Raw genomic sequence first — 19,893 nt, 5'->3', positions numbered from 1 at the left:
CCAAAAGCCCTCGAATCTGGGGATAGGATCTATTGTAATTACGTATTATGCGTGGATGTAGATGCGGACGGCCCGGTTGATGAGGTTGATCTTGCGTCCGTAGAAAATGTAGTACATGGCAAAGCAGGCAATGGCTACGATAGCAGCGACGGCATAGAGCTGGGGGAACGTGAGCAGGCCGTGGAGGCTGCCGAGGACATACGGGCCTACGCCGATGCCAAGGTCGAGGGCGACGAAGTACGTCGACAGGGCGACGCTGATGCGGTACGACGGAGTCAGTTTGATGCAGACTGCCTGACCGTTGGACATGAACGTGCCATAGCCGAGGCCGACGAAGACGCCCGATAAGAGAAGCTGCCACGAAGCACCGGTGATGCTGAGGAGGAACAAGCCGATGGCCAGGCAGATGTAGCAGGGATAGAGGACGTAATTTTCGCCTTTATGGTCGAAGATGACGCCCGTCATCGGACGGGTGATGGTGATGACGACGGCATAGACGACGAAGAAGAACGTGCCGGCCTGGACCAGGTTGATTTCACGGGCATAAGCGGCCAGGAAAGTCAGGACGCTGGAATAAGCGAAGCCCATGAAGAAGCCGATGATGGAGATGACCATGACGCGATATTCGACGTAATTGTCGAGGCTCATGGCTTTCATCTTGGCCACCTGTTCAGACGTGAGGGTAATTTCGTCGATGTGGAGGGCGATGCAGCCAATCATGCACAAGCCGACGAGGATGGCGCAGAGGGTGATGATAAAGGTGAAGTTCGTGACGACGATGAGGAACATGCCCAGGAAAGGTCCGACGGCAGCGGCCAGGCTAGTGCTCAGGCCGTAGTAGTTGATGCCTTCACCCCGCTTATCGGCAGGAATACAGGAAGCGACAATCGTGTTCGTCGCTGTCGAGACGATGCCATAGGCCATGCCGTTGAGGAAGCGGATAGCAAAGAGAATAGCGAGATTGGGAATATAAAAATATAATAACGTCGTTACAAAATAAAGGATGATCCCGCCATATAACGATTTGCGGCGGCCATACAATTCAATGGCTTTGCCGAACTGCAAGCGGGCCAGCAAAGTGCCGACGATGAAGATGCCCGAAGCCAGGCCGGCTTCACCGAGAGAAGCATGAAGCTGGTCTTTGGCGACGACGGCGATAATAACCATCAATAAATAATAAATGAGATAGACTACAAAATTGATACCTGTGTCGAGAAGGAAGTCTTTGTTCCAAAGTGATTGATTCGACATTCTGTATTCACTGCTCCTTTCGTATTTGCAAGCTAGATTCTACACCTTCTCTCCCCGCTTGTATAACGCAAAAAAAAGATACCTGTCATCGTTTTTTACGATGGCAGATACCTTTATCATTATTTTTTGATATGATACACGCGGCGGATATAGTCGACGAAGACCTGTATCGTCGCGTACTTGGGATTGTCCTTCTTATAGACCAGATAACAGGGCAAGCGCAGCGGCGGTTCCAATGCACAGTAGCCCTGGGTGATGCCCATGGCCTGGAGGAATCGTTCCGGCAGGATAGCTCCGATGCGGTTCTGCTGGCAATAGTTCATCATGGCATAGGGCGTAGAGAACCAGGCCTGCGTTTCCTGAGGCGGGCAGGCATGGGCCGTGAAATAGTGATTGATGTAGTTATTCATTTCGTATTGCGGCGAATATTGCGCCAACGGCTGGGATGCCACGTATTGAGGCGTCACGGCATGTTCCGGCAGATCCAGGTTCGGCCCGTAATAGACGAGGTTCTCGATGCCAAAAAAGACCTTCTCGTAGTCTTCCAGGTGCAGTGCCGGCAGATAAAAGAGGGACACGATATCCAGTTTATCGTCTTTCAGCCATTGGATCATCTCCCGGACTTCCAGGTTGTAGACCCGGAAAGAAGCGCCGCTGTGGTGCTCCTGGAAATAAGCGAGGTGGCGGTTCATGTGGACGTCGCCTAAGGACAGCATGATTCCCACCGACAGGGGCTGGGTCTTCCCTGTCCGCCCTGGCAGTTCGCTCATGGCTTCTTCTAATTCACCTAAAATGCGGGCTATTTTCGTGTAGAACATCTTGCCAGCCGGCGTCAAGTGACTTCCCCTGTTCGAGCGCTCGATGAGGCGGACGCCGACGAGGTCTTCCAGTTTCTTCATCTGCGCACTGAAAGCCGACTGGGTAATGTTGGCGGCATTGGCAGCCGTCGTGAAATTTCCATACTTCCCGTAAATGACGAAATTCCGCAGCTGCTGTATCGACGGTAAATCCATGGGACCTCCTTTTTTCGTTCCTCGTAGGTCGTTCCTCGTAGGTCGAAAAAAAGCATCCCATCACGATGAACGACGAACGATGAACGATAAAGCAAAAAGGCCTTGCATGATGGCCGAAACCTTCATGCAGGGCCCCTTCAATTACTTATCTAAGAGTTCATCGAATTTTGCATTGGCTGCGTCGAACTCTTCGTCCGTCGGTGCGACGTAGACGTCTTCGCCGTCTTCCTGGTCGACGCGGGCGATGATGGCATCGCCGCCTTCTTCGTCTTCCGTGACTTCGACGAGCAGGGCGAATACTTTACCATCGAGGTCGAGGCGCTGTACTTCCTGATATTCCACTTCGTTGCCTTGGTCATCCGTAGCGGTCACGATGATGACTTCTTCCAATTCGTTGTTCATTTCTTCCGACATAGTAGTCCTCCTTAATGAGCATGAGCGTCTAAATAATTCTGTAAAATAAGGATTGCTGCCATTTTATCGACAAACTGCTTGCGCTTTTCGCGCCGCACATTGCCTTCCTTTAATACATTCTGGGCCATAACGGTCGTCAGGCGTTCATCCCAATAGACAATGTCTATATCCGGGACGGTTTGCTGGAATCGTTCGACGAATTCTTCGATTTTTTTCATATTATCGCTGTAGTCACCGTTCATATGACGCGGCTTGCCTACGACGATGCGGTGTACTTCTTTTTCTTTGATCAGTTCGCGCAGACGGGCAAAGTCTGCTTCATCGGATTTACGGCGGATCGTTTCTACGCCCTGGGCCGTAATCAGCAAGGCATCGCTGCAGGCGACACCGATGGTCTTGGAACCGACATCGAGTCCTAAAATTCTCATATGTCTCCTATAAGTTGTGCTGTTTGACGTACGAACGGACTAATTCTTCGATGAGTTCATCTCGTTCGATGCGCCGGATATTGCTGCGAGCATTGTTGTGGCTCGTGATATACGTCGGGTCACCGGACAGGAGATAGCCTACGATCTGATTAATCGGGTTGTATCCTTTTTCTTCCAATGCGTGATATACATCTTCCAGAATCATGGATGCAACGGTCTGTTCTTCACTTCGGTTTTGCATAATCATCGTTTCGTCGCTTACTGCCATGTTCACTCACATCCTTTTTATTCAACTGGCATGACTGCCAAAAATTTATGCTAACATATCGCGTACGGCTGCGGCACCGGCTTTAAGGGCATCGCCCAATTTTTCCGGTTCCTTGCCGCCGGCCTGGGCCATATCGGGACGGCCGCCGCCATTGCCGCCAGCTGCCTGAGCAGCAGCTTTGATGATCTTGCCGGCATGGAGGCCTTTCTTGGTATCGCTCTTGGCGACTTTGCAGACGAAGTTGACTTTATCGCCATTGGTCATCCCCAAGAGGACGACGCCGCTGCCGAGCTTGTCGAGGACCGTATCAGCCAGGTCGCGCAGGTTATCCATAGAATCAGCCTGAGTGACGGCTGCGACGACAGGAACGCCGCCGATATCTTCTTTAGCTGCCAGGATGCTGTCCATATCGGACAGGGCTGCGTCTTTCTTGAGCTGAGCCAATTCTTTTTCCGTATCCTTGAGCTGGGCCAGGAGAGCTTCCAGTTTGGCCGGCGCATCGCTGACCTTGCCTTTCAAGAGGCCTGCCAGCTGCTGCAGTTCCTGCGATTCATCCTTAGCCAGCTTGAGGGCAGCCGGACCGGTAACGGCTTCGATACGGCGGACGCCGGAGCCAGTCCCGGTTTCGCTGGTAATGCGGAACGTACCGATGACCGACGTGTTGGCCACATGAGAGCCGCCGCAGAGTTCGCAGCTGAAGTCGTCGACGGAGACGACGCGGACGATATCGCCGTATTTTTCACCGAACAAGGCCATAGCGCCCTTTTCTTTGGCCGCATCGAGGGCCATTTCTTCGATGGTGACGGGGACGGCCTTGAGGATTTCTTCGTTGACCAGGGCTTCGATCTTATCCAGTTCATCCTGCGTGACCGGCGAGAAATGGGTGAAGTCGAAACGCAGGTGGTCCGGTGTGACCAGCGAGCCGGCCTGGTTGACGTGATTGCCCAGGACTTTGCGCAGGGCAGCCTGCAAGAGGTGTGTTGCCGTATGGTTGCGGGCCAGGTTCATATGACGCTGCTTGTCGACAGCGATATCGACGGCATCGCCCGTGCGGAGGACGCCTTCAGTGATTTCAGCGATGAGGTATACCAGGCCATTGGGCAGAGCCTGGGCATCAGTGACCTGTGCCTTGCCTTCAGCAGCACAGAGGACGCCTGTATCGCTGAGCTGACCGCCGCCTTCGGCATGGAAGGGGTTGTCGTCGAGGATGATCGTCACTTCCTGGCCGTCGCGGGCTTCGCTGATTTCGACGCCTTCCTTGCCGAGCATGGCAATCGTCGCTTTGACAGCCGTTTCGTCGTTGACCAGTTTCGACTGGTCCAGCTTGGTCGTATCCGGCGTAGCGACTTTGGCCGATACTTTGGTATGGGCAGCGCGGGCCCGTTCCTGCTGTTCCTTCATGGCTTCCTGGAAGCCGTCTTTATCGACTTTGAAGCCCTGTTCGCCGGCGATTTCTTCGGTCAGTTCCATGGGGAAGCCATACGTATCGTAGAGTTTGAAGACTTCAGCGCCAGTGAGGACTTTGTCGTCGCCCACATGGGCCATCATATCGTTGAGCAGTTCCATGCCCTGTGCCAGGGTAGCGCTGAACTGTTTTTCTTCTGTATTGATAATCTGTTTGATGAGGGCTTCGTGTTCCCGCGTTTCCGGATATTCATCGCCGAGGATGTCCAATACCGTATCGACGAGACCTGCCAGGAAGAGGTCCTTGATGCCCAGGAGGCGGCCGAAGCGGACGGCACGGCGCAGGATACGGCGCAGGACGTAGCCGCGGCCTTCATTGGACGGCAGGATGCCATCGGAAATCATGAAGGTAATGGCGCGGATATGGTCAGCAATGACCTTCATGGCCATCTTCTGACGGGGGTCATTGTAGTCGCCGCCGGAAATGGCGATGACTTTTTCGATGATTGGGAAGATGAGGTCCGTTTCAAAGTTCGATTCTTTCTGCTGGATGACCGAAGCCAGTCGTTCCAGACCGCAGCCCGTATCGATGTTCTTCTTGGCCAGCGGTTCGTACTTGCCGTCTTTAGTGCGGTTGTACTGGGTGAAGACGAGGTTCCAGATTTCCAGGTAGCGGTCGCAGTCGCAGCCGACGGTACACGTCGGTTTACCGCAGCCTCGTTCCGGGCCGAGGTCATAGAAGATTTCACTGTCCGGACCGCACGGGCCTTCGCCGATTTCCCAGAAGTTATCGTCGAATTTGAAAATCCGTTCGTCAGCCAGGCCAATCATATTATGCCAGTAGTCATAGGCTTCTTTGTCATCGGGATAGATGGTGACATACAATTTATCCGTATCCAGTTCCAGGACTTTGGTCAGGAATTCCCAGGCCCAGGAAATGGCTTCTTTCTTAAAGTAGTTGCCAAAGGAGAAATTGCCCAGCATTTCAAAGAACGTATGGTGACGGGCCGTACGGCCTACGTTGTCGATATCGTCAGTGCGGATGCACTTCTGACTCGTCGTGACGCGGTACGACGGCGGTACGAGCTTACCCGTGAAATATGGTTTGAGCGGTGCCATGCCGGCGCCGATGAGGAGCAGGCTGGGGTCGTTTTCCGGAATGAGCGGAAAACTGTGCAGGATCAAGTGCTCCTTGCTCTTAAAGAACTGTAAATAGGCTTTGCGGATTTCATTACCCGTCATGTACTTCATATAGTAAACACTCCCTCTAAATATCTTTCTACATGGGAAAATTATACGCTCATTTCCCCCTGTTCGGCAACCTTTTCTTGTGATTTTTTATCTCACAGCCCGGTTGTATAAGGAAAGGCTAGAGGACGACTGTTTCCTAGCCAGTTTGCCTATCTCCGGACCCGTGTAGCACCGACATAGCGCGGCGACCAATAGCCGCTGTCGAGGCTGTCTACGCGGATGCCGCCACTGCTGGTGGCACTGATGAAATTGTTATTGCCGACATAGATGCCCGTATGGGATACACCCGGTTCATACGTCGTGAAGAAGACCAGGTCGCCCGGCATGAGTTCGCTGCGGCGGACCCGCTGGCCTACTTCATATTGTTCATCTGCCAGGCGCGGCAGATTGATGCCATTATGGGAAAAGACATATTTCGTAAAGCCTGAGCAGTCGAAGCCTTCAGCCGGCGTATTGCCGCCGAATACGTAAGGGATGCCCAAATACTGGTATGCCGAATCGACCAGCTGGTTGCCGAAAGCATCGCCGCCGCTGAAATGACGGTATTTGCTGATAGCGCCATTGTTGAAGCGCGTCCCCTGCCCTCTCTTCATGACCGGCTTAGGCGGCAGCATGGAACGATTGCCTGTCAGGAGATAATAGGTCCAGCCGCCGACTTTACCGCTGACCTGGATTTTCTTATCTTTCTGATACTGCGATACGGCCCGCGCCGTATCATTGGTGTAAACGCCGTTGACATTGACCCGGTAGCCTTTACTGCGAAGAATCTGTTGAATCGAACGGACTTCATCGCCCCGGCTGCCAATGGTCAGCGGAGAAGCTGCCAGCGCCGGCAGTGCGGCAAAAACGAAAAGTGCGGCAAATATCCAAACTTTACTGATTTTTTTCCACATAAATACTCCTCTCTGTCTCGAAGGCCATACAACGCACCGTTCCTACCTGTCTTTATGCTGGCCGAGTTCAGCCCGCAGCCAATACAGAGGCCTATGTTTCACCTCTTCAAATATACGTCCTATATACTCTCCGATGACACCAATAAAAATGAGCTGGAACCCACTGAACAGGCAGTCGACGATCATCGTCGTCGTCCATCCCGGCACGGCTTCGCCCATTATATTACAATAGATGACATGCAAAATCAGGAGCAGGCTCAACAAACCGCTCAGCATGCCGATATAAAAGGAAACCCGCAGGGGAATCTTGGAATAGGCCATGATCCCGTCCAGGGCAAAATGAAGCATCTTGCGTACGGAAAACTTCGATTTCCCGGCATAACGCTTGGGTGCTACGAAATGAATAAAAGTCTGTGTGTAACCGATGTCCCCGATGAGGCCGCGGATGAAACGGTCGTGTTCGCGGAACTGCTTGAATGTTTCCAGGACCCGCTTATCGATGAGGCGGAAGTCGGACCCGCCTGGTGTGATGTGGACCGGGGATACGGCATTCAGTATACGATAATACCATTTCGACGTTATGCGCTTGAGGAAGCCCGCATCGTCCGTCGCTTCCCGTATGGTCTGGACGACGTCGTTGCCTTCGCGCCATTTCTGGACCAATTCGGGAATCATCGACGGCGGATGCTGCAAGTCACCATCCATGGTGATGACGGCGTCGCCAAGGGCATGATCCATGCCGCAGGTAATGGCCAGCTGATGGCCGAAGTTACGGGCCAGGATAAAAGCCCGCACGTGCTCATCCTGCTGGGTCAAGCGGCTGAGGATGAGGGGCGTTGCATCTTTAGAACCGTCGTCGACAAAGATGATTTCATAATCCATATCGAGTGCCGCTGCGGCTTTCGTCGCCTCTTCATAGAATTTCTCAATGTTCGGCTGTTCATTGTATACAGGAACGACAATAGACAATAACTGTCGTCCCGTCCCTCTCGTTTCTGAATTCAATTATATCATCCCAATATTTTTGTTGTCAAAACCGGCAGCCTTGTTTTCTGCTACGACAGATGCCAGGAACTTGCTGATTTCCGCCTGCGAGGCATAGCCGATAATGCGTTTGAGTGGCTTACCGCCCTTAAAGAACAATAATGTCGGAACCGCCATGATTTCATATTTTTCGGCAATATTCCGCATCGTATCGACATTGATGCGTACTACTTTCACAGCATCGCCAAAATTCGCGGCAGCCTGGCTGATTTCCGAATGAACCATCTTGCACGGTTCGCACCAGGGAGCCCAGAAGTCTGCGATGACAATGCCCGGCTGATGAAGGACTTTCACAGAAAAATCAGCATCACTGTCAATCGAAACTACTGCCATGATTATACAACCTCCCATCTGGCCGATGTAAATCAAATCCATTATACCACTTTCGCTTAATGAAGCCAACTAGAAACATCGTTCGCTATAAAAGGAGCAAAAAAGGGGCTGTCCTTTGAAGACAGCCCCTTTTTAGGGGGTTAGCAGTTAGGGGTTCGTGGTTCGTGGCTAGCGGCTAACTGCTACCTGCTGACGGCCAGCACCCGTTCAAAGAGGTTCTTGGCCAGGGGGCCGAAGCCGTCGCGTTTTAGCGACGAGTAGGCCAGGGCCGGCCGGTCTGACGGGAAGAGTTTGTTGAGCTGGGCCAGGTTGCGGTTCTTTTCATTGGCCTTGAGCTTGTCCGCCTTGGTCCCTACGATCTGCAGGGGAACGCCGGCGCTGGCCAGCCAGTCATAGGCCTGCTGGTCGATGGCCAGGCCGGGATGGCGCAGGTCGACGAGCAGGCAGAGGACGCAGAGGTTCGGCGACTGCGTGACGTATTCGCCGATGAAGGCACTCCACATGTCACGGTTCCTGCCGCCAGTCTTGGCAAAGCCATAGCCCGGCAGGTCGACTAAGTAGAACGGCAGGCGCTGCTCCCCTTCTTCTTCATCGCGCCGCCGCAGGGCTGCGCTGAAGTAGTTGATAGTCTGCGTCTTCCCCGGTGCGCCGCTGACACGGGCCAGGCCGCGGTGGTTGCACAGGGAATTAATCAGGCTCGACTTGCCGACGTTGGAACGGCCGAGGAAGGCGACTTCCGGCACGTTCCCTTCGGGGTACTGGTCGCGGCGGACCGCCGTCGTGGCATAGGCCGCCTTGATGATATCATACGAAGCCATCAGGACTTCACCAGTGCCTGAGCCAGCACTTCATCCATATGGTGAACGAAGACGAATTTGACGTCTTTTTTGACCGACTGCGGCACTTCGTCCATGTCGCGCTTGTTTTCTTCAGGCAAGAGGATCTTCTTGATGCCTGCCCGGTGAGCGGCGATGACTTTTTCCTTGATGCCCCCTACGGGCAGGACCGTCCCGCGCAACGTGATTTCACCGGTCATGGCTACGTCGTGGCGGACGGCTTTGCCCGTCAGGGCCGACGTAATGGCCGTGGCCATGGTGATGCCTGCCGACGGACCGTCTTTAGGGATGGCTCCTTCGGGCAGGTGGATGTGCAAGTCCATGTTGGCGTAGAAATCGGCATCAATGCCCAGGACATCGGCCCGGCTGCGGACGTAGGTCACGCCGGCTTCAGCCGATTCCTTCATGACGTCGCCGAGCTGGCCCGTGAGCAGCAGGCGCCCTTTGCCCTTGACGGCAACGGCTTCCGTTTCCAGGACTTCACCGCCGACCTGGGTCCAGGCCATACCGGTGACGATGCCGACTTCGTCGTCTTTGTGGACCGTTTCCGGCAGGAATTTGACCGGACCGAGCAGTTTTTCCAGGTTCTTGACGGAGACGCTGAGCGGTACTTCGTCGTTCATGAGCAGGGATTTGCCGATACGGCGGCAGACCGTACCGATGGTCTTTTCCAGGCTGCGGACGCCCGATTCGCGCGTATAGCCTTCGATGATATGGCGCAGAACGGCGTCGGAGAACTTGGCCTGACTCGGTTTAAGGCCATTTTCTTTGATCTGTTTCGGCACCAGATAGCGCTTGGCGATCTGGACCTTCTCTTCTTCTGTATAACTCGTGAAGTCGATGATTTCCATGCGGTCCATGAGGGGCCGGGGAATATCGCCGAGGACGTTGGCCGTCGTGATCCAGAAGGCTTTCGACAAGTCGAAGGGCAGTTCCAGGAAATGGTCACTGAAAGTATTGTTCTGTTCCGGGTCGAGGACTTCCAGCAGTGCCGACGACGGGTCGCCGCGCATGTCGGACGTCATCTTGTCTATTTCGTCGAGGAGGAAGACCGGGTTCTTGACGCCGGCCTGTTTCATACCGGCCAGGATACGGCCCGGCAGGGCACCGATATAAGTCCGGCGATGGCCGCGGATTTCAGCTTCATCGCGGACGCCGCCCAGGGATATGCGGACGTACTTGCGGTTCATGGCCCGGGCGATGGATTTGGCGATACTCGTCTTGCCCGTGCCCGGAGGACCGACAAAACAGAGAATCGGCCCTTTCAGGCTGTGCGTCAGCTGTTTGACCGCTAAATATTCGATGATTCGGTCTTTGACCTTCTTCAGGCCGTAATGGTCTTCATCGAGGACTTTCTGCGCTTCGTTGAGGTCCAGGCGGTCCTTGGTTTCCTTCTTCCAGGGAAGGGCCATGGCCCAGTCGAGGTAGGTGCGGATGATGGCCGATTCCGCCATCATGGGCGGCATGGAGTCGAGGCGGTCCACTTCCTTGAGCAGGGCCTTTTCGATGTCTTCGTCGAGCTTCATCTTCTTGATCTGGTCGCGGAGTTCCTGGACTTCCGTGTCCTTGTCGACTTTGTCGCCCAATTCTTCATGGATGGCCTTGATCTTTTCCCGCAGGTAGTATTCTTTCTGCTGCTGGTCCATCTTGCCGCGGACTTCCATGTTCAGCTTCGATTCCAGGTTGGCAATGTCGACTTCCGTATCCAAGAGCGACGCAATGCGGCGCAGGCGGGCTTCGACGTCAGCCGTTTCCAGGAGCTGCTGGCGGATGACCAGGCGCAAGGGCAGCTGGGATGCAGCGAAGTCAGCCAGGACGCCCGGTTCGTCGATGTTCTTGGCATTTTCGCTGGCTTCTTCGCCGTCGCGGAGATTGCCCATCCAGTCCAGGAGCCGCTTGAGGACGACCCGGCGCAGGGCTTCTTCTTCGACTTCGTTGCGGCTGATTTCAGCCACTTTGACGGCAGCCCCTTCGAGGTAATCGGCTTTCTGGGAAAAGCCCTGCATGCGGACGCGGGAAATGCCGTTGACCAGGATGCGGACCAGGCCGCCAGGCATGCGCAGGAGCTGTTCAATCTTGACCAGGCAGCCGATGGTATAGACATCGTCAAAACCCGGATTGTCTTCGTTTTCATCGACCTGGGTCGCTACCAGGAGCTGCCGGTCGTGTTCCATGGCGTAGTCGACGGCAGCCAGGGACGTATCGCGGCCGATGTCGATGTGGCTGACCAGCTTCGGATAGACGACGATGCCCCGGAGCGGGACAAAAGGCAGGGCCAGGATATCTTGCTCGTTGAGCACAACGTTTTCGTTCATACACTTCACCTTCTTCTATGGAAAAATAAAACTCATTTCCGGTTTAAGAAATGAGTTTTATTGTACATTATATCATTTTGCCTCTTTCAATACGAGGTCGGGCTCAGCGCCTTCTTTGACGCATTTTTCCGTGACGATGCACTTGGCTACGTCGTCGCGGCTCGGTACATCAAACATGACATCGAGCATGATCCGTTCGATGATGGAGCGAAGCCCGCGGGCACCGGTATTGCGCCGCAGCGCTTCCTTGGCAATGGCCTGGAGAGCTTCCGGCGTAAATTCGAGATCTACGTCGTCCATGGACAGCATCTTCTGATACTGTTTGACCAGGGCGTTCTTCGGTTCTGTCAGGATGTGTACCATCGCATCTTCATCGAGAGGATTGAGAGTAACCAATACGGGCAGGCGGCCGATCAATTCCGGGATGAGGCCGAACTTCTGGAGGTCCGTCGGGATGATTTCCTTGAGGAGCGATTCCATGGAGTGTTCGGACTTGGAGTGGATGTCCGCACCGAAACCCATATTCTTGTCCGTCGTACGGTTGAGGATGGTCTTGTCGATACCATCGAAAGCGCCGCCGCAGATGAACAGGATGTTCGTCGTGTCGATCTGGAGCATTTCCTGGTGGGGATGCTTGCGGCCGCCCTGAGGCGGAACGCCGGCAACGGTCCCTTCGAGGATCTTCAACAAGGCCTGCTGGACGCCTTCACCGGAAACGTCACGGGTAATGGACGGGTTTTCCGATTTGCGGGCAATCTTATCGATTTCGTCGATGTAGATGATGCCCCGTTCAGCTTTGGCAATATCGTAATCAGCGGCCTGGATGAGCTTGAGCAGGCAGTTTTCGACGTCTTCGCCGACATAGCCGGCTTCGGTCAGGCTCGTCGCATCGGCGATGGCAAAGGGCACATCGAGGAGGCGGGCCAGGGTCTGGGCCAGGAGGGTCTTGCCGCTCCCAGTCGGGCCGACCATGACGATATTCGACTTCTGGAGCTCTACATCATCATCAGAGGCACTGAAATTGGTCTGGAGCCGCTTGTAGTGGTTGTACACTGCAACGGAAAGGGTCTTCTTGGCTGCTTCCTGGCCGATGACGTATTCATCAAGGGTAGCCTTGATTTCATGCGGCGTCGGCAGGTCCTTGAGCTGGAAGTCCGGCGTTTCTTCCGCCTTTTCTTCTTCCATGATGTGCTGCGCTACGGCAACACATTCGTCGCAGATATAGACACCCGGGCCGGCAATGAGCTTCTGTACTTCGCTCTGGGGCCGGCCGCAGAAACTGCAACGCGGTTCATCATTCCTATCGTTCATCTTGTCTTCCTCCTGTCCTATTTCGTTTCATCCGGCAGCGGACGGGTCAGGATTTCATCGATGAGGCCGTATTCCTTGGCTTCTTCGGCAGTCATGAAATTATCCCGTTCCGTATCCTTCTGGATGACGTCAATGGGTTGTCCTGTGTGTTCAGACAAGATACCGTTCAATTCCTTGCGCATGCGCAGGATTTCGCGGGCATGGATTTCGATTTCCGTAGCCTGGCCCTGGACACCGCCGAGAGGCTGGTGGATCATGACCTGGGAATGCGGCAGGGCGAAGCGTTTGCCCTTGGCACCGGCCGTTAGGAGTACCGACGCCATGCTGGCAGCGGAACCGACGCAGATCGTCGAGACGTCCGGCTTGATGTACTGCATGGTATCGTAGATGGCCATGCCTGCCGTGACGACGCCGCCAGGACTGTTGATATATAAGTGGATATCCTTGTCAGGATTTTCTGCTTCCAGGAAAAGGAGCTGGGCGATGATGCTGTTGGCAACGGTATCATCAATCGGGCCGCCGAGGAAGACGATGCGGTCTTTCAACAGGCGGGAATAGATATCATAGCTCCGTTCCCCTTGTGCCGTCTGTTCGACGACGATGGGTACATACATATTTGTCAAAACTAACACCTCCGGAGAATGCGTTTCCGGGATTAGTCTTCAGCCTTTGCGTCTTCAGCTTTAGCTTCTTCTTTTTTGTCTTCGTTCGGGTCGACGGCATTTTTCAGGATGAAGCTGGCTGCTTTTTTACGGCCGACAGACTGTACGAGCATGGGAACGCGATGTTCTTTCAAAATGATCTTGTAGACTTCTTTCGGATCGGCACCGAAGTTCTGAGCCATCGTGATGATTTCAGCCTGGAGATCGATGTCTTTGACTTCGATGTTTTCAGCTTTGGCGATAGCTTCGAGGACGAGGTCCATCTTTACGTTTTCTTTAGCCGGTTCAGCGTAATGTTCTTTGAGTTTGTCCATATCCTGGTTCATGTATTTGAGATAATCGTCGAGGCTCATGCGCTGTGTTTCCAGTTTCATGGCCAGTTCTTCGATCATCTGGTCGATTTTGTCGTCGATCATGACCTGCGGGATATCGACTTCGGCATTGTTGACAGCCGTCTTCAGGACTTCAGAGTTGAATTTTTCCAAAGCCTGGAAGGATGCTTTCGATTCGAGGCGTTTGCGGATGTCGGCTTTGAGGTCGTCGACGCTGTCGAATTTGCCGGCTTCTTTAGCGAATTCATCGTCGATGGCCGGGAGTTCGCTGCGTTTTACGTCGTTGACTTTAACGGCGAAGACAGCTTCTTTGCCAGCCAGGGATTTTTCAAAGTAATCTTCCGGGAAGGTGACTTTGACGTCTTTTTCGTCGCCAGCTTTGCAGCCGATGAGCTGATTTTCAAAGCCCGGGATGAAGCTGCCGGAGCCGATCTGGAGCGGATAGGATTTGCCTTCGCCGCCTTCGAATGCGACGCCGTCGACAGTGCCTTTGAAATCGATGACAGCGAAGTCATCTTTTGCAATTTCCGTGCCTTCCGGAGCTACGACGAGTTTCGCATGCTGTTTCTGGAGGTTAGCCAGTTCTTTGGCTACGTCTTCGTCGGTTACGTCGACTTTGTCTTTGGCAACGGTAATGCCCTTGTATTCGCCGAGTTTGACTTCCGGTTTCTTGGTGACCGTAGCTTCAAATACGACGTCTTTGCCTTTTTCGTCGGTAATGACGTTCAATTCCGGTTCAGTTACAGGAACGATGCCTTCCTGGTCGAGGGCGTCGCTGTAGGCTTTATTGGCAATAGCTTCAAAAACTTCCTGTTTGACAGCATCTTTGCCCAAGAAGCTTTCCAGTACCATGCGCGGTGCTTTCCCCTTGCGGAAGCCCGGGATATTGACACGGCTTGCCAAGTTCTTGCAAGCTGCTGCTGCCTGTTTGGAAGCGTCTTTAGCAGGCACTTCAATGTGCAGGGTTACTTTGTGCTGGTCTACTTCATTCACTGTTACGTTCATTCTAAGTATGTCCTCCTTATGGGCCGGTAGAGCCCTGAATATCTCTAAAATACCATATTACGCTCTACATCATACCACAACTTTACTTTTTTTACAATATGGGTAAAGGCGCTGTCGCATAAAGACAGCGCCTTTTTGAGTTTGAAGTTTGTAGTTTTTAGTTTGCAGTGAAATGGTTAAAAATTAAAGGCCATCTTCTACAAACTACAAACTTTGTATTACAAACCAATCACTCCCTACCGCAATTCGCAGCCGAATTTTTCTTTCAGGTCTTTGACGATGGCGTCGACCGGGGCCTGGATGTCGGCGTCGGTCAGGGTCCCTTCTTCGGAACGGAAGACTAAGGAATAGGCCAGGCTCTTGTAGCCCTGCGGTACCTGTTTGCCCGTGTACATGTCGAAGAGGTGGACGGCTTCCAGGTTGTCGCCGCCGTCTTCTTTGATGACGCTGACGATGTCGGCATTGGCCGTAGCCAGCGGTGCCAAGAAGGCCAGGTCGCGGCTCGATGCCGGGAACTTGGCGACTTTATGGTAATCCGGCAGGAGGTTGACCAAGGGCAGGATAGCGTCCATATGCATTTCAAAGACATAGACCGGGCCGGCGACATCGTAATTGTCGATAGCCTTGGGGTGGAGTTCGCCGAAGTCGCAGAGGACTTTGCCGTCTTTGACGTAGCGGGCAGCCTTGCCCGGATGGAGCAGCGCCCAGTCGGAGACTTCCAGGTCGGCCTGGATGCCCAGTCCCTGGAGGACGGCTTCGACGAGGCCCTTGACGTCATAGAAGTCATAATTTTCCGCTTTGGCCGGCCATTCAGCAGGCGTGCGCTGGCCGTAGAGGAGGCCGCTGACATAGAATTCCTGTTCCGGCAGTTCCGTCAGGGGCAGCTGTTTCGGCCGATAGACCGGTGCGATTTCGTAGATGCCGACAGACGGATTCTTGACGGCCTGGTTGCGGACCAGGACATCCATCAAGGTCGGTACCAGCGTCGTCCGCATGAGCGGGAAGTCTTCCGTAATCGGGTTGAGGATGGGCACGGCGTTGTATACGGCATCGCCGTCCTTGAAGAGGAGCTTCTTCAGCTGGTCCGGGTGCATGAAGCTGAACGTGACCGTTTCGTTGAGGCCGCTGCTGCTGAGGATGGACGAAATCTTTTCGCCTACGTCGTGGTGGAAGCCGGCTTCGCCTTTGGAAATGGGAGCGGCCGGGCGCGTAGACGGGATGTTTTCATAGCCGTAGACGCGGGCTACTTCTTCGGCGATGTCCGGCATTTCCGTGCAGTCGCCGCGATAGCTGGGAACGACGGCCGTCAAGGTATCGCCGTCTTTTTCAATGCCGAACTGCAGCGTTTCCAGGATATGGACCATGTCGGCTTCCGGGATTTCCGTGCCCAGGAATTTGTTGACCTGAGCCGCCGTAAAGGCGATGCGCGTCGTAGCCTGCGGTTTCGGATAGACATCGACGACGCCTTGGGCTACGTCGCAGGCGCCCATTTCCTGGAGGAGCTGGGCACAGCGGTCGATGGATTTGATGCAGCTGTCCGAATCGAGTCCTCGTTCAAAACGGCCGGAAGCTTCGGAACGCAGGCCGAGCATACGGCCCGTATGACGGATGTTGGAGCCTTTGAAGGAAGCACATTCGAGGATGACCGACGTCGTCTGGTCCGTGACTTCCGTATCCATGCCGCCCATGATGCCGGCGACGCAGCAGGCTTTTTCTTCATCGGCGATGACCAGCATGTTGTCGGTCAATTTACGGTCTACATCATCCAGAGTCTTCAAGGCTTCATCGGCTTTGGCCCGGCGGGCGATGAGGTGATGGCCGGCGACTTTATCGTAGTCATAGGCATGGAGTGGGATGCCCAGTTCGATCATGGTGTAGTTGGTAGCGTCGACGACGTTGTTGATGGGACGGACGCCGGACTTGCGCAGGCGCTGCTGCATCCACATAGGCGACTTGCCGATCTTGACGTTCAGGAGCAGGCGGGCGGCATAGCGGCTGCACAGTTCTTCGTCGTCAATGGATACTTTGACCTTGCCGTCGATGGGCGTGTCACATTCTTTGACGGAAATATCCGGGTAACGGGCTTCTTTGCCGCTGAGGACGGCGAATTCACGGGACAGGCCGACCATGGAGAAGCAGTCGGCGCGGTTGGCCGTCAGTTCATATTCATAGACGACGTCGCGGACCTGGAGATAGTCGGCCGCATCGACGCCGAGGGGCGTATCGGGCGGCAGGATCCAAATGCCTTCCCGTTCTTCCGGCAAGAGCAGGCTGTCGTCGAAGCCGAATTCGTGGGCCGAGCAGAACATGCCGTTGGACAAGACGCCGCGCAGCTTCGAGCGCTTGATCTTAGTGCCGCCCGGCAGATGAGCGCCGTGGACGGCGACGGGGACGATCTGGCCGACGCGGACGTTGGTCGCAGCCGTGACGATCTGGAGCTGTTCATCCCCCATGTCTACCTGGCAGACGACGAGTTTATCCGCATCGGGGTGCTTGTCGATCTGAAGGATCTTCCCGGTCTTTACTTTCTTGACTTCTGTCCCCCAGTATTCCACCTGTTCGACAGGGATACCGGCAATGGTCAATTTATCGGCAAATGCCTGCATGTCCTGGTTCATGTCGACGTCGACATAATCCTGCATCCAAGTTAAAGAACTTTTCATTATTCATACCCTCCTAGAACTGGTTCAAGAACCGCATATCGTTTTCATAGAACAAGCGCAAATCATCGATGCCGTATTTCAACATGGCAATGCGTTCGACGCCCATGCCGAAGGCAAAACCCGTGACGACGTCCGGGTCATAGCCGTTCAGGCGCAGGACGCTGGGATTGACCATGCCGCAGCCGAGGATTTCCAGCCAGCCCGTGTGGGAGCAGACACGGCAGCCCTTGCCGCCGCACATGACGCAGGAAATATCGACTTCGGCGCTCGGTTCCGTGAAGGGGAAGTAGCTGGCGCGGAAGCGGACTTTCGTCTGCGGTCCGAAGATGTCGCGCAGGAAGTCTTCGAGCATGCCCTTGAGGTCGGAGAAGCGGATGTCCTTGTCGATGATCATGCCTTCCATCTGGTGGAAGACCGGCGAATGGGTCGCATCGTAGTCGCAGCGGTATACCTTGCCCGGTGCGATGATCTTGAAGGGTTCGTTAGGCTTGTGGGCCTGCAAGGTCCGTGCCTGCATGCCCGATGTATGGGTCCGCAGGAGGATGTTATCCGTAATGTACATGGAGTCCTGCATGTCCCGGGCCGGATGGTCTTCCGGCAGATTCAGGCATTGGAAGTTATAGTAATCCGATTCGATATCCGTCCCTTCGACGATGGAGAAGCCCATGCGCAGGAACGAGTCTTCCATCAGGCGCAGAGTCTGATGAAGGGGATGTTCGTGGCCCATGACCGGTTTGCGGCCCGGCAGGGTAATGTCGATTTTTTCCGATTCGATCTTCGCAGCCAATTCCTTGGCCTTGACTTCTTCCATCTTGGCCTTGATCTGTTCTTCGATGGCATTGCGGGCCGTGTTGACGAGCTGGCCGACTTTAGGCCGTTCTTCTTTGGAAAAATTCTTCATTTCCTTCATAATTGCCGTCAGTTCCCCTTTTTTACCCAGGAACTTGACGCGGATATCCTGTACGTCCTGAAGATGTTCGCTCTTGGCGAGCTGTTCATTGACGGCCGCTTTGATGGCCTCGATCTTATCACTGATCATACTTTCTTCCTCCTACTGGCAAGTACAAAAAAAATAGACTCCCGCCCCCTAAGGGGCGAAAGTCTCATTCGCGGTACCACCCTACTTGATTCTCGATTGTCCTGTAACGGGAACCCCCGTCCTGCCTACTCCGTTCAGCAGGAGGCTCTAAAGTGAACGCATGGAACATCCGGCACGAGGCTCTCAATCTGCGGCCTCGATTCCCTGTAGGCGGAGTCAGTTCCATCCCCTCTTTATCATTGCCATAAATCCCTCTATGGGTTTGTTATATATTGTATCAGTAAAGTGTCTTATTTGCAATAACCAACCGCTGAATTTGGTTGGTGCCTTCGAAAATCTGCATGATTTTGGCGTCACGCATGTATTTTTCGACAGGGTATTCCTTGATATAGCCATAGCCGCCCATGACCTGGACTGCATCGGTCGTGACCTGCATGGCCACGTCGGACGCGTTGCACTTGGCAATGGCCGCTTCACGGCTGAAGTCCATACCCTGGTCTTTCATCCAGCAGGCGCGGTGGACCAGGAGGCGGGCTCCTTCGACTTTCATGGCCATATCGGCAATCATGGCCTGGACCATTTCAAAGGAAGCGATGGGTTTGCCGAACTGTACGCGGACCTTGGCATATTCGCAGCAGGCACGGAAAGCGGCTTCGGCAATGCCGACGGAAACGGCACCGACGAAGGGACGGGCTGCATCCAAAGTATCCATGGCGATGCGGAAGCCATGGCCTTCGCGGCCGAGACGGTCTTCGACAGGGACGAAGCAGTCCTGGAAGATGAGCTCCGTCGTATTGGAAGCGCGGATGCCCATTTTATTTTCAGCCTTGCCGACTGTGAAGCCCGGCGTCCCCTTGCGGACGATGAAGGCCGTCAAGCCGCGGATGCCGCTGCTCTTGCGGGTGTTGGCGAAGACGACGAAGACTTCGGCCAGGGCGCCGTTGGTAATGAAGCATTTCGTACCATTGAGGATATAGCCTTTGCCGTCTTCGGTCTTCATGGCCCGCGTCGAAACGGAACCGGCATCGGAACCGGTGCCCGGTTCAGTCAGGGCAAAAGCGGCCAGGTTGTCTTCATTGATGATATCGAAATAGCGTTTCTTCTGGTCGTCGTTACCGGCAATAATGACGGGATACGAGGCCAGGGCATTGGCAGCGACGGTCGTAGCGACGCCGGCACAGCCTTTGCCTAATTCTTCATAAATAGCGGCGATAGTGATGGCGTCGAGGCCGGCACCGCCGAATTCTTCCGGAATGGCGACGCCCAGCAGGCCCTGGGCTGCCAATTTTTCCAGGAGCCCTTCATGGAGTTTTCCCGTTTCATCCATTTCCGAAGCGTAGGGGACGATTTCTTTTTCCACCAGGTCGCGGACAACCTTGATGATTTCTTTCTGTTCGTCGTTATAAGCAAAATCCATCTTTGTACTAACCA

General features: G+C 54.3%; 17 protein-coding genes. All 17 read right to left on the bottom strand.

Features of this window, described 5'->3' with window-relative positions:
* Positions 1-45 precede the first annotated feature (45 nt).
* Positions 46-1,251 carry an MFS transporter gene (locus WMO23_RS03330; protein WP_020310498.1) on the bottom strand — a complete coding sequence of 402 codons (1,206 nt, stop codon included), beginning with the start codon at positions 1,249-1,251 and terminating at the stop codon, positions 46-48.
* A gap of 119 nt (positions 1,252-1,370) precedes the next feature.
* Positions 1,371-2,264, bottom strand: coding sequence for a LysR family transcriptional regulator (locus WMO23_RS03325; protein ID WP_020310499.1), 894 nt, complete (start codon positions 2,262-2,264; stop codon positions 1,371-1,373).
* A gap of 141 nt (positions 2,265-2,405) precedes the next feature.
* Complete coding sequence (locus WMO23_RS03320; RefSeq protein WP_302491090.1) at positions 2,406-2,678, bottom strand: DUF1292 domain-containing protein; 273 nt, start codon at positions 2,676-2,678, stop codon at positions 2,406-2,408.
* 11 nt (positions 2,679-2,689) lie between these two features.
* The gene (gene ruvX, locus WMO23_RS03315) at positions 2,690-3,106 is read right to left on the bottom strand and encodes a Holliday junction resolvase RuvX (protein WP_020310501.1); all 417 of its coding nucleotides are present in this window, start codon (positions 3,104-3,106) and stop codon (positions 2,690-2,692) included.
* Between the two features lie 7 nt (positions 3,107-3,113).
* Entirely contained in the window at positions 3,114-3,374 is a 261-nt protein-coding gene (locus tag WMO23_RS03310; protein WP_020310502.1) for an IreB family regulatory phosphoprotein, read from the bottom strand.
* Positions 3,375-3,419: 45 nt separating this feature from the next.
* Positions 3,420-6,020 (bottom strand): alanine--tRNA ligase, encoded by a 2,601-nt coding sequence (alaS, locus tag WMO23_RS03305; RefSeq protein ID WP_302420369.1) that lies wholly within the window; start codon positions 6,018-6,020, stop codon positions 3,420-3,422.
* Between the two features lie 158 nt (positions 6,021-6,178).
* On the bottom strand, positions 6,179-6,922 hold the full coding sequence (locus tag WMO23_RS03300) for a C40 family peptidase (protein ID WP_020310503.1): 744 nt from the start codon (positions 6,920-6,922) through the stop codon (positions 6,179-6,181).
* 42 nt (positions 6,923-6,964) lie between these two features.
* The gene (locus tag WMO23_RS03295) at positions 6,965-7,891 is read right to left on the bottom strand and encodes a glycosyltransferase family 2 protein (protein WP_292298610.1); all 927 of its coding nucleotides are present in this window, start codon (positions 7,889-7,891) and stop codon (positions 6,965-6,967) included.
* Between the two features lie 36 nt (positions 7,892-7,927).
* Positions 7,928-8,299, bottom strand: coding sequence for a thioredoxin family protein (locus WMO23_RS03290; RefSeq protein WP_020310505.1), 372 nt, complete (start codon positions 8,297-8,299; stop codon positions 7,928-7,930).
* Between the two features lie 182 nt (positions 8,300-8,481).
* Positions 8,482-9,117 carry a ribosome biogenesis GTP-binding protein YihA/YsxC gene (yihA, locus tag WMO23_RS03285; RefSeq protein WP_020310506.1) on the bottom strand — a complete coding sequence of 212 codons (636 nt, stop codon included), beginning with the start codon at positions 9,115-9,117 and terminating at the stop codon, positions 8,482-8,484.
* A complete protein-coding gene (gene lon, locus WMO23_RS03280; protein WP_292281413.1) occupies positions 9,117-11,450 on the bottom strand; it encodes an endopeptidase La in 2,334 nt (777 codons plus the stop codon). Before lon ends, yihA begins: the two co-directional genes overlap by 1 nt.
* A gap of 72 nt (positions 11,451-11,522) precedes the next feature.
* The gene (gene clpX / locus WMO23_RS03275; RefSeq protein WP_020310508.1) at positions 11,523-12,761 is read right to left on the bottom strand and encodes an ATP-dependent Clp protease ATP-binding subunit ClpX; all 1,239 of its coding nucleotides are present in this window, start codon (positions 12,759-12,761) and stop codon (positions 11,523-11,525) included.
* A gap of 17 nt (positions 12,762-12,778) precedes the next feature.
* Positions 12,779-13,375 carry an ATP-dependent Clp endopeptidase proteolytic subunit ClpP gene (gene clpP, locus WMO23_RS03270; protein ID WP_020310509.1) on the bottom strand — a complete coding sequence of 199 codons (597 nt, stop codon included), beginning with the start codon at positions 13,373-13,375 and terminating at the stop codon, positions 12,779-12,781.
* A 41-nt stretch (positions 13,376-13,416) separates the two neighbouring features.
* Positions 13,417-14,760, bottom strand: coding sequence for a trigger factor (gene tig, locus WMO23_RS03265; RefSeq protein ID WP_349173254.1), 1,344 nt, complete (start codon positions 14,758-14,760; stop codon positions 13,417-13,419).
* Positions 14,761-14,996: 236 nt separating this feature from the next.
* Entirely contained in the window at positions 14,997-17,423 is a 2,427-nt protein-coding gene (gene pheT / locus WMO23_RS03260; protein WP_020310511.1) for a phenylalanine--tRNA ligase subunit beta, read from the bottom strand.
* 13 nt (positions 17,424-17,436) lie between these two features.
* Positions 17,437-18,462 (bottom strand): phenylalanine--tRNA ligase subunit alpha, encoded by a 1,026-nt coding sequence (gene pheS / locus WMO23_RS03255; RefSeq protein ID WP_292108141.1) that lies wholly within the window; start codon positions 18,460-18,462, stop codon positions 17,437-17,439.
* Positions 18,463-18,739: 277 nt separating this feature from the next.
* On the bottom strand, positions 18,740-19,879 hold the full coding sequence (locus tag WMO23_RS03250; protein WP_292108140.1) for an acyl-CoA dehydrogenase family protein: 1,140 nt from the start codon (positions 19,877-19,879) through the stop codon (positions 18,740-18,742).
* Positions 19,880-19,893: the final 14 nt, after the last annotated feature.

The organism is Megasphaera intestinihominis (genome assembly GCF_040096415.1).
Taxonomy (GTDB): domain Bacteria; phylum Bacillota; class Negativicutes; order Veillonellales; family Megasphaeraceae; genus Megasphaera; species Megasphaera intestinihominis.
The sequence above is the reverse complement of the archived record's forward strand: the minus strand, read 5'-3'. Positions and strand labels throughout refer to the sequence as shown.